Genomic DNA, 9,399 nt, shown 5'->3' with positions numbered 1-9,399 from the left:
GTGTGGTCTCGACAGGCTCGAGCACCGGGGGTGTGGGGGTCTCGACAAGCTCGACCGCCGGGGGTGTGGGGGTCTCGACAGGCTCGACCGCCGGGGGCGTGGGGTCTCGACAGGCTCGACCGCCGGGGGGAGGTGGGTGGTCTCGGCAGGCGCGAGCCCTGGAGCCGCGGGTCTCGACAAGCTCGACCACCGGGGTCGACGTGGTCTCGACAGGCTCGACCACCGAAGCCAACGTGGTCGAGACGTGACCGGAACCAGAGAGCGACAGCACAACCCGACGTACGCCAGATGCCGTCGACAGACCCAGGAAAAAGCGATCCCTTAACCTTCGACCATGACCCTCGAGCGCATAGCGCTGATCTCGGACGTACACGGCAACCTGACCGCCCTGGAGGCGGTCCTGGCGGACATCGAAGCGCGAGGAATCACCAGGATCTTCAACCTCGGTGACTATGTCGGCAAGGGACCTCGCGGACGCGAGGTCACCGAGCTGTGCAAGACCAGGTGCGAGGTGAACATTCTCGGCAACTGGGACGACTTCCTGCCTGACCCCGAGCGCGAGTACGACAACGAGGCGATGAGGTGGTGGAAGGAGCAGGCCGGGGAGGAGAACGGGCGATGGCTCAGAAGCCTGCCGTTCAGTCATGACTTTCTCATCAGCGGGCGACGAGTCAGGCTCTTCCACGCCTCCGAGGAGACGGTCCACAGGCGAGTCAGGTTCGACCATGACGAGGGCGAGTTCGTCGGCCTGTTCCGGAACACCGACGCCACTGGGTTCGACTCACCCGAGCCGGACATCGTCGGCTATGCCGACACCCATGATCCCTACTACGAGACCGACCGGGGCAGACGCACCGTCTTCAACACCGGCAGCGTCGGCAACTGCATGAGCGACCCGACCCCGGTCTACGTGATCCTCGATGGCGTCATGGACAGCGACCAGGAGGCACCGTTCGGGATCCAGTGGGTGCGGGTGCCCTACGACACGGAGGCCGAGATCGCGTACGCCACGAGCGTCGAGATGCCTGAGGTCGACGCGTACGCCTACGAGCTGCGTACGGGGTTCTACCGGGCCAACCTCAAGCACGACGAGCAGCCGACCTACCACCGGAAGGGGTAGATCGGCTCTTCGTCAGTCTTGAAACAGCACGGTCCTGAAACAGCACGGTCCTGAAACAGCACACCCTCGAAGCGATCAGCTGATCTTGCGTCGGTAGGCGGCCATGGCGAAGACGTACGCGACGACCAGGATGCCCACGCACCAGGCCAGCGCTACCCAGATGTCGTTCCCGACCGGCTGATCGGCGAAGAGCGCCTGGATGGTGTTGACGATCGAGGTGACCGGCTGGTTCTCGGCGAACGCGCGCACCGGTCCGGGCATCGTGTCCGTCGGTGCGAAAGCCGAGCTGATGAACGGCAGGAAGATCAGCGGGTAGGAGAACCCGGTCGCACCTTCCATCGTGGATGCCGCCAGCCCGGGGATGATCGCGAGCCAGGTCAGCGCCAGGGTGAGCAGCGCCAGGATCCCGGCGACCGCGAGCCAGGCGCCCAGCCCCGCCGAGGTGCGGAAGCCCATCAGGAACGCGACCCCCATGATGATCACCAGGGTGAGCATGTTGGCGACCATCGAGGTGCCGACATGAGCCCACAGGACCGCCGAGCGGGCGATCGGCATCGACTGGAACCGTTCGAAGATCCCGCCCTTCATGTCGGTGAAGAGCCGAAGAGCGGTGTACGCGATGCCCGAGGCGATCGCCATGATCATGATGCCGGGGAGCACGTAGTTGACGTAGTTGTCGGTGCCGGTCCGGATGGCTCCGCCCAGCACGTAGACGAAGAGCAGCATCATCGCGATCGGTGTGAGCGCGGTGGTGATGATCGTGTCCGGGCTGCGGGTGATGTGCCGCAGCGAGCGGCCCAGCAGGGTGCCGGCATCGGCGATTGCGTGCTTGTTCATGATGGTCCTCCCTTGGTGGAGCCGGTGAGTGAAAGGAAGATCTCTTCCAAAGACGGCTGCTTCTCGACGTACTCGACCTTTGCCGGCGGCAGCAGCGCCTTGAGCTCGGTGAGAGTTCCGTTGGCGATGATCGTGCCGCCGTGCAGGATGGCGATCCGGTCGGCGAGCTGCTCGGCCTCGTCCAGATACTGCGTGGTGAGCAGGACGGTCGTGCCCTGCGCGGTCAGCTCCTTGACGACCTTCCACACCTCGAGCCGAGCCTCCGGGTCCAGCCCGGTGGTCGGCTCGTCGAGGAAGATCACCGACGGCGACCCGATCAGCGACATGGCGATGTCGAGCCGCCGCCGCATGCCACCGGAGTACGTCGCGACCTTGCGGGCGCCGGCCTCGACCAGGTCGAAGCGAGCCAGGAGCCCGTCGGCCACCTCGCCGGGGGAGGGGAGATGCCGCAGCTTCGCGACCAGGATCAGGTTCTCCCGCCCGGTGAGGATCTCGTCGACCGCCGCGAACTGCCCGGTCAGCGAGATCGCCTCCCGCACCTGCTGAGCGTCCTCGACCACTGAGGCACCCTCGACCAGCGCCGTGCCGGCGTCGGGCTTCAGGAGCGTCGAGAGGATGCGTACGGCCGTGGTCTTTCCGGCACCGTTGGACCCCAGCAGCGCGAAGATCGTGCCCCGCGCCACCTCGAAGTCCACGCCTCGCAGCACCTGATTGTCCTTGTAGGACTTCTCCAGATCTCGTACGGAGATGGCGGCTGTCGTGCTCATGCCGTCGCCTCCGTTGGGCAGATCGAAGAATACGGAAGCGACGGCCTGAGGCCTGTTGTCGCTCGCTGGCGCTCGCTCATGATCGTCCCTCCTCGTGGCCGGGCTCATCGATGTCCCGGATCGTCTTGTTGAGCCGGTTGCGCTCCTTGTTGATCCAGGAGCCCTCGGAGTAGTTGCGGGCGAACTCCTCGGCGAACTCGACCGGGTCGTCGCCGACGATCGCGTCGACCGTGGTCCCGTCGGCCGCACTCTGCTCGAAGAGGTCGATGAGGTCCTCGAGCATCTTCGTCACGATCTCACCGTCGGCGATGCCGCCGGCGTACAACAGGTAACGCTCGATCGCGTCGATCGCCGTCCGGTGGCTCATGGGCAGCTCGGCCTTGCGAGCCTTGTACTGGCGCCAGCGGCGCTTCTGGTCGAACCCGCCGATGACGGTCTCGAGCATTGATCGGATAGACATGCCTTACTTCCCTTCCGTACGGAGGTTCTCCAGCCGTTCGGCCAAGAACCCCCAGGTGGTCCAGAACTCTTCGAGGTGCCTCTCGCCGTCGGTGTTGAGCGAGTAGACCTTGCGCGGTGGCCCCTGGGTGGACGGCCGCTTCTCGACGTCCACCAGCCCGTTCTTCTCGATCCGGACCAGCAGCGCGTAGACCGTGCCCTCGGCGATCTCGGTGAACCCCTGGCTCCGCAGCCAGGCCGTGATCTCGTATCCGTACGCCGGGTTGCCGGTCAGGAACGCCAGCACGATCCCCTCCAGCGTCCCCTTGAGCATCTCGGTCATCTGCTTGCCCATCGGGCACCTCCCCTCTGCCCCTTCGGGCTACTCAGTGATGCTGACTACTGGTACATAGTAGCGCTGAGTAGTGGCGCGAGCGCAAGTCCTTATCCGAATCTGTTCTGGCCAGGAAGCGTTCAGCAGCCGTGGAAGCGCTTGTCCGAGGTCCACCCGGTGTTGGCCCACTCCTCGGCGTCGGCCGGCTCGAAGCCGGGGTGGAGGTCGGCGAGCTCGCCGAGCAGCCAGTCGGCGAAGCGCGCCGCGCCCTGCGGGCAGGTGTGGATGCCGTCCTTGCTGCGGTCGATCTCGCCGGCATGCTTGCGCTGATACGTCTGGCCCCAGACCTCGCTCGCGTCGAGGAACTCGATGCCCTCACCGTCCTCGGCGACATCCCGTGCGACCTCGGCCGCGCCTGCGAGCTCATCCATGTGCGGCTTGTAGAAGGCATCCGCCTTGATCGGCGGCATGGAGACGAGGACGAGGTCGGCGCCGGCCTCGGCGGTCTCGGAGGCAAGACGCTCGTACGCCGCGCGCTGCTGCTCCGCGGTCCCCCAGTCGTAGGTGGTGAGCTGGTAGACCACCACACCACCGTCGGCCTCCGCGAGCGTCCGAGGCAGCTTCTTCCACTGGGCCTGCGCGTTGGGGCCGACGACGTTCCCGCCGCCGGTCGAGGTGGCGTCGACGAACTTGGCGCCGCTGGCCGCCACCGCCTGGGTCAGCGCCGCGGCCTCCCCGGCGGCGACGGAGTCGCCGAGGAAGAGGACGGGGGACACCCCGGCCTCGAGGGCGGACCCGGACTCGTGCCAGCCGTCCTTGTTCGGGTCGGTGCCTGAGTCGGTGTCGGATCCGGCCGCGATGCCGCAGCCGGCCAGCCCCGTGACGGCGGCAGCGGTGAGGATCCCGGCTCGGACGAGAGAGGTCTGGAGATGCTGTGTGATGTTCATGCCGCTACGGTCGCGGGCCGATGTCCAGGTCCCCTGGCGACGATGTCGCAGTTGTGTCGCAGTCCCCACGGGCGTACAAGAACGGTAGCCAGCTCCGCTTAGGGTCGTAGCCGTGCCTGACGTGCTGCTGATCGAGGACGACCCGATGGTGCGCCGTGGCCTGCAGCTCGCGCTGAAGCGACACGGCCACGCGGTCGTGGGTGCCGAGACCGGCGAGCTCGGGCTCGCAACCTTCGCGGACCGAGTCCCAGACCTCGTCGTCCTCGACCTGATGCTCCCCGGCATCGACGGGTTCGAGGTCTGCCGGCGCATCCGGAGTACGTCCCAGGTGCCGGTCATCATGCTCACCGCGCGTGGTGACGACTTCGACGTCGTGACCGGTCTGGAGGCAGGCGCCGACGACTATGTGGTCAAGCCGGTCCAGCCGACCGTGCTGGACGCGCGGATCCGTGCGGTCCTGCGGCGCGCCGCAGGGGAGCAGGACGGCGTACGCGTCCATGGCGGCCTGCGGATCGACACCGGATCGCTGCAGGTGACGGTCGAGGGGGTCGAGGTCGCGCTGACCCCGACAGAGCTGCGCCTGCTGCTCGTGCTCACCCGCGACCCGGGCCGGGTCCTCAGTCGGCAGCAGCTTCTCGAGCAGGTCTGGGAGCAGGGCTACCTCGGCGACTCACGGCTGGTGGACAACGGCGTCATGCGGCTGCGGACGAAGATCGAGAACGACCCCGCCTCGCCTCGCTACGTGCAGACGGCGCGCGGGTTCGGCTACCGGTTCGGCCCACTGTGAGTGCCCGGCAGCGATGGCGCCTGCTCGGCGGCCTGCGCAGCAGACTGATCATCGCCTTCCTGGCCGTGACCGTGCTCGGCGCCGGCGCCGCGGTCTGGGCCGGGGTGCGGCAGGCGAGCGAGGCGCTGGTCGAGGCCAGCCAGTCCCAGCACGTCAGTGCACTGGTCGGCCAGATCACCGCTGAGGCTCCGTCGGTGCGGTATCCGCTGACCCAGCAGTCCGCGGACCAGCTTCGGGTCGCCGCCGGGGCGGACTCGCTGGTCGTCTCAGGGAGCCGTGAGTCCGGCGACGGCCTTCTCGCGGGCGGTGCCGAGGCGGTGCCGGAGAGCCTGCGGGCGGCCGTCCGGAGCGGGTCGGGTCGGGTCGGAACCCAGCGCGTCGAGAGCGACGGTTCTCCATGGCTGCTGATCGGCACCCAGGTGATGATCACCGACCCCACCGGCACCCGGACACCCTCCCGCGTCGAGGTCTACGCCGCACGCGATCTCTCCGGAGTCGAGGACGACGTGGAAGAGCTCGTACGCAGCGCCACCGGAGCTGCTCTGCTGGTCCTGCCGCTCGCGGTGATCATCGCCGTGCTGGCCTCGCGCACTGTCCTGCGGCCGGTCGGTCGGCTGCGTACGACTGCCCGGCGGCTCGCGGACGGAGACCTCTCCGCGCGCACCGACCCCGTCGGTGCCGACGAGCTCGCGGACCTGACCCACACCGTCAACGACATGGCCGCTTCCCTCCAGGAGAGCATGGCCGAGCTGTCGCGGATGGAGGACGACGCCCGGCGATTCGCCGCGGACGTCTCCCACGAGCTGCGTACGCCGCTGACCACCCTCACCGCGACCGTCGAGATCATCCACGACGCGCTGGCGCGGGACGCCGACGGCCTCGTCGACGACGACGTCCGTGAGTCGGCGCACCTCGCGGTGCTCGAGACCCGCCGTCTGGTGCACCTGGTCGAGGAGGTCATCGAGATCGCGCGGCTGGACGCGGGCACCGCCGACGTCCGCCGCGAAGAGACCGACCTCGGCGAGGTGGTCCGCGGCTGTCTGCGGGCCCGCGGCTGGCAGGACGACGTCGAGGTATCCCTCGAGTCGGCGACGGTGTGGGCCGACCCGCGCCGGGTGGACGTCATCGTCGCTAACCTCGTCGGCAACGCGCTCAGGCACGGCCGTGCGCCGGTGCGGATCTCGGTCGAGGTCGCCGCCGACGAGGCCGTGGTGCGGGTGGTCGACAGCGGTGACGGCATCCCCGCCGACGTACTCCCGCATGTCTTCGCCCGGTTCTACAAGGGCGATCTCGCGCGCACGCGCACGCCCGGGAGCGGGCTCGGCCTCGCGATCGCCGAGGAGAACGCCCGTCTCCACGGCGGCTCCGTCACCGCCGCGAACGCGCCCGGTGGGGGAGCGGTGCTCACCCTCCGCCTCCCGACGAACTCGGCCCCTGAGGAGGAGAGATGAGATCCGTACGCAGCGCCCTGACCGCTCTCACGACACTCGCGGCCCTCGCCGCCTGCGGTGCGCCGGACCCGGGTGTGGAGGAGGGAGCGAAGGCGCCGACCGGACTCGCCGGCGGCACTCCGCTCTACTTGGTGGACGGAGACCGGCTCACGCTGCAGGTCAGGGAGACCGGAAGGCTGGGAACGGTCAGCGACGCGGTCTCGCTGCTGCTCACCGGCCCTGGCACCTCCGGGCTCGAGACGGCCATCGGCCCGGCCCCGGTGACGCGTACGGAGGTCACCGTCACCTCAGACGTCATCACGCTGCGGCTACCGCTCGCGACCAGCGAGGTCGACCCGCTGGGTGTCGACCAGATCGTCTGCACGGCGGTCGCGGCCCACACGCAGGCCGGCGGATCCCCCGAGACCCGGGTTCGGCTGCTCTTCACCGACGTCGCCTCCGAGGACGGGCCCGCGCGCCTGTGTCCGCTGTGACCTCAGAGCTCTCCGATGTCGATGCGCGGCGCCTCGGGAGCCGGAAGCCCGAGCCAGAGCACCAGCATCACCGCCGAGACGAGAACGAGGATGCTCGCACCGCTCCGCCCTCGCGCCCAGGACGCGCGGAATCGGATCGGTGCCTCGATCAGGTGCGTTGATGCCGTGGCCAGCAGGAGGGCGATGCCGATCGCGGCGAGCTTGACCGCGAGGGTGTCGGCTCCGGTCAGCGCGGGAAGGAGCACTATCAGGGGCCAGTGCCACAGGTAGAGGCTGTAGGAGACGCCGCCGAGCCATCTCAGCGGCCGCGCGTCGAGCACCAGGATGGCCGCGTTCGACGAACCGTCCTCGGCGACCTGTCCGACATGCTCGATCTGTGCGACGAGCCCGATCAGCAGCGCGCACCCGGAGGCGTGCAGGAGCAGTCCGCCGGTGAACAGCCACTGCGAGCCGGTGCCGTCGGCGAGGACCCACGACGCGAGGATGCCCACCATCAGGATGCCGGCGCTCTCACCTCTCCTTGGCAGGGAACGGATCGCGCTGCGTACGGGCTCTGTCGCAGCCACCGCGCCAAGAAGCAGCGAGAAGGCCCGCGTGTCCGTGCCGGTGTAGACCCGGGTCGGGTCCGCCGGGTCCCACAGCAGCGCCATCGCCGAGGCGGAGACGACAACACCGACCGCCGCGACAACGAGCACGGCGCTCTGCGCGTACCGGCGCTTCCGAGCCGCCACGAGAACGGCCACGACCACCAGCGGCCACACCAGGTAGAACTGCTCCTCCACCGCGATGCTCCACAGATGCTCGAAGACCCGGGCCTGTCCGTACGCATCCCAGTAGCTGGCATCCTGCGCGAGCAGGTGCCAGTTGACCAGGTTCAGCTGGCTCCACAGCGCATCGCTCTGCGTGGTTCGCACCAGGTCGGCCCCGACGCCGGGGGCGCCAAGACGCTGAAGCGCCCACACGCTCACCGTGACCCCGGTCAGCATCACCGCGATCGCCGGGAACAGCCGCCGCAGCCGCCGCCCCCAGAACCCGACCAGCGACACCCTCCCCGCCTCGGCCTCCCGCAGCAGCAGCCCGGTGATCAGGAACCCGGACAGCACGAAGAAGAGGTCGACCCCCAAGAACCCGCCCGGGAGAATCCCGGCATGAAAGAGCAGTACGCCCCCGATCGCGAGCCCGCGAAGCCCATCGAGAGCAGGGACATGTGTGGAACCAGCCATGCGCAGCACCCTCGCCGCGGCGCATCATCGCTGGGTCACCGCGATGTCGCAACCGCGTCGCGATCCCAGGGGTGCTACCCCTTCAAACCGTCCTTCTTGCTGTCGGCGTTCTTGCCGATCTGGTCTGCCTGCCCGTCGGCGGTGTCGTCGACCGGAGCGGTCGGCGTCCGGCCTCGGTTCAGCTCAGGATCCAGGACGTCACTGACGTTCTCGGTCCAGTCTTCGGTGTAGTCGGCCTGCCAGTCCTGGGCCTGGCTGCCCCTCTTGTCGTCCTTCTTGCCGCCACGGCCACCGGCGCCGCCCGCGCCCCGGCCACTTGCACGACTGCCCGCTCCACCGGGGCCACCCCGGCCACCGGCTCGGCTACCGGCGCCGCCTGCTCCTCGGGCACCAGCACCGCCAAGGTTCCTGCCGGCTGACGCCCCGGTCCCGCGAGCGCCCGTCGCCGTCCTCGACGTGGCGCCAGTCGTCTTCGCAGCCGGCGCCTTGCCCGTGGCCGATCCCGGACTGGCGAACTTGCTCGCAACCGCCTTGGCGATGCCTCCGGCAAGTGCGGCACCGCCGAGCCCGATGCCCAATGCGGCCGCACCGCTGGTGCCACCGGACAGAGGGGCGAGACCTTCAGCGGTCTCAACCGATGCGTACGACGTCGCCGGTGCGGTCGAGCCGTCGGCGTTGATCCACTCGGTGCCATTCCATTCCGGTTGGTTCTTCGCCTCCTCGGCCGCGATGAGCTCCTTCTCCCTCTGGATCAGGTCATAGCCGTCACCCTCGGCATAGCTCACCCCGGGGTTGTACTTGGCCATCCGTGCGCGGGAGGCCGCGATAGCGCTCGCCGATCCCGGAACGTTCGTGGGCGATGACTCCGGGTTCGACGGCGCGTTGGACTGGCCGCTGCCATCGTCGTAGAGCGCCCGGACCTTCGGCTCGGCCTCGTCCACGGAGTTGTCGTAGTCCCGAATCCGGGCAGCCGCCACCTTCTCGGCATGCGCGATCGCCCGCTCTTCCGCCGCATGCTTGGC

Annotated in this window: 11 protein-coding genes and 1 pseudogene; 5 read left to right on the top strand and 7 right to left on the bottom strand. The window is 68.8% G+C overall.

Going from position 1 to position 9,399, the window contains the following annotated elements; translation table 11 throughout:
- A partial coding sequence (locus ACRDPS_RS01560) for a hypothetical protein (RefSeq protein WP_431499856.1) occupies positions 1 to 248 on the top strand: 248 nt, incomplete at its 5' end.
- 86 nt (positions 249 to 334) lie between these two features.
- Positions 335 to 1,120 carry a metallophosphoesterase family protein gene (locus ACRDPS_RS01555; RefSeq protein ID WP_431499855.1) on the top strand — a complete coding sequence of 262 codons (786 nt, stop codon included), beginning with the start codon at positions 335 to 337 and terminating at the stop codon, positions 1,118 to 1,120.
- 75 nt (positions 1,121 to 1,195) lie between these two features.
- Here ACRDPS_RS01555 and ACRDPS_RS01550 read toward each other — a convergent pair whose 3' ends face one another.
- From ACRDPS_RS01550 to ACRDPS_RS01530, 5 genes are all read right to left on the bottom strand, one after another.
- Positions 1,196 to 1,957: an ABC transporter permease gene (locus tag ACRDPS_RS01550; RefSeq protein WP_431499854.1), complete on the bottom strand. Its 762-nt coding sequence runs from the start codon at positions 1,955 to 1,957 to the stop codon at positions 1,196 to 1,198.
- Complete coding sequence (locus ACRDPS_RS01545; RefSeq protein WP_431499853.1) at positions 1,954 to 2,724, bottom strand: ABC transporter ATP-binding protein; 771 nt, start codon at positions 2,722 to 2,724, stop codon at positions 1,954 to 1,956. Before ACRDPS_RS01545 ends, ACRDPS_RS01550 begins: the two co-directional genes overlap by 4 nt.
- Positions 2,725 to 2,800: 76 nt before the next feature.
- Complete coding sequence (locus ACRDPS_RS01540; RefSeq protein ID WP_431499852.1) at positions 2,801 to 3,184, bottom strand: DUF1048 domain-containing protein; 384 nt, start codon at positions 3,182 to 3,184, stop codon at positions 2,801 to 2,803.
- A gap of 3 nt (positions 3,185 to 3,187) precedes the next feature.
- The gene (locus tag ACRDPS_RS01535; RefSeq protein ID WP_431499851.1) at positions 3,188 to 3,517 is read right to left on the bottom strand and encodes a PadR family transcriptional regulator; all 330 of its coding nucleotides are present in this window, start codon (positions 3,515 to 3,517) and stop codon (positions 3,188 to 3,190) included.
- Between the two features lie 119 nt (positions 3,518 to 3,636).
- Positions 3,637 to 4,443 (bottom strand): SGNH/GDSL hydrolase family protein, encoded by an 807-nt coding sequence (locus tag ACRDPS_RS01530; protein WP_431499850.1) that lies wholly within the window; start codon positions 4,441 to 4,443, stop codon positions 3,637 to 3,639.
- Positions 4,444 to 4,555: 112 nt separating this feature from the next.
- On the opposite strand from ACRDPS_RS01530, the gene ACRDPS_RS01525 reads away from it, so the two are divergent.
- The 3 genes from ACRDPS_RS01525 to ACRDPS_RS01515 are packed head-to-tail and all read left to right on the top strand — an operon-like array spanning position 4,556 to position 7,154.
- Complete coding sequence (locus ACRDPS_RS01525) at positions 4,556 to 5,230, top strand: response regulator (protein WP_431499849.1); 675 nt, start codon at positions 4,556 to 4,558, stop codon at positions 5,228 to 5,230.
- Positions 5,227 to 6,681 carry an ATP-binding protein gene (locus tag ACRDPS_RS01520; protein ID WP_431499848.1) on the top strand — a complete coding sequence of 485 codons (1,455 nt, stop codon included), beginning with the start codon at positions 5,227 to 5,229 and terminating at the stop codon, positions 6,679 to 6,681. Before ACRDPS_RS01525 ends, ACRDPS_RS01520 begins: the two co-directional genes overlap by 4 nt.
- Positions 6,678 to 7,154, top strand: coding sequence for a hypothetical protein (locus tag ACRDPS_RS01515; protein WP_431499847.1), 477 nt, complete (start codon positions 6,678 to 6,680; stop codon positions 7,152 to 7,154). Before ACRDPS_RS01520 ends, ACRDPS_RS01515 begins: the two co-directional genes overlap by 4 nt.
- Before the next feature lie 2 nt (positions 7,155 to 7,156).
- Here the strand turns inward: ACRDPS_RS01515 and ACRDPS_RS01510 are convergent, their stop codons facing one another.
- The gene (locus ACRDPS_RS01510) at positions 7,157 to 8,377 is read right to left on the bottom strand and encodes an acyltransferase family protein (RefSeq protein WP_431499846.1); all 1,221 of its coding nucleotides are present in this window, start codon (positions 8,375 to 8,377) and stop codon (positions 7,157 to 7,159) included.
- A 74-nt stretch (positions 8,378 to 8,451) separates the two neighbouring features.
- Positions 8,452 to 9,399 (bottom strand): annotated as a pseudogene (locus tag ACRDPS_RS01505) (hypothetical protein); the annotation flags it as partial.

This window comes from Nocardioides sp., assembly GCF_050699375.1.
GTDB lineage: Bacteria > Actinomycetota > Actinomycetes > Propionibacteriales > Nocardioidaceae > Nocardioides.
This window is presented reverse-complemented; position numbering and strand designations above follow the sequence as displayed.

Coding starts and splice junctions, on each gene's coding strand:
- ACRDPS_RS01555 (WP_431499855.1), top strand. CDS start 335: ATGACCCTCGAGCGCATAGCGCTGATCTCGGACGTACACGGCAACCTG.
- ACRDPS_RS01550 (WP_431499854.1), bottom strand. CDS start 1,957: ATGAACAAGCACGCAATCGCCGATGCCGGCACCCTGCTGGGCCGCTCG.
- ACRDPS_RS01545 (WP_431499853.1), bottom strand. CDS start 2,724: ATGAGCACGACAGCCGCCATCTCCGTACGAGATCTGGAGAAGTCCTAC.
- ACRDPS_RS01540 (WP_431499852.1), bottom strand. CDS start 3,184: ATGTCTATCCGATCAATGCTCGAGACCGTCATCGGCGGGTTCGACCAG.
- ACRDPS_RS01535 (WP_431499851.1), bottom strand. CDS start 3,517: ATGGGCAAGCAGATGACCGAGATGCTCAAGGGGACGCTGGAGGGGATC.
- ACRDPS_RS01530 (WP_431499850.1), bottom strand. CDS start 4,443: ATGAACATCACACAGCATCTCCAGACCTCTCTCGTCCGAGCCGGGATC.
- ACRDPS_RS01515 (WP_431499847.1), top strand. CDS start 6,678: ATGAGATCCGTACGCAGCGCCCTGACCGCTCTCACGACACTCGCGGCC.
- ACRDPS_RS01510 (WP_431499846.1), bottom strand. CDS start 8,377: ATGGCTGGTTCCACACATGTCCCTGCTCTCGATGGGCTTCGCGGGCTC.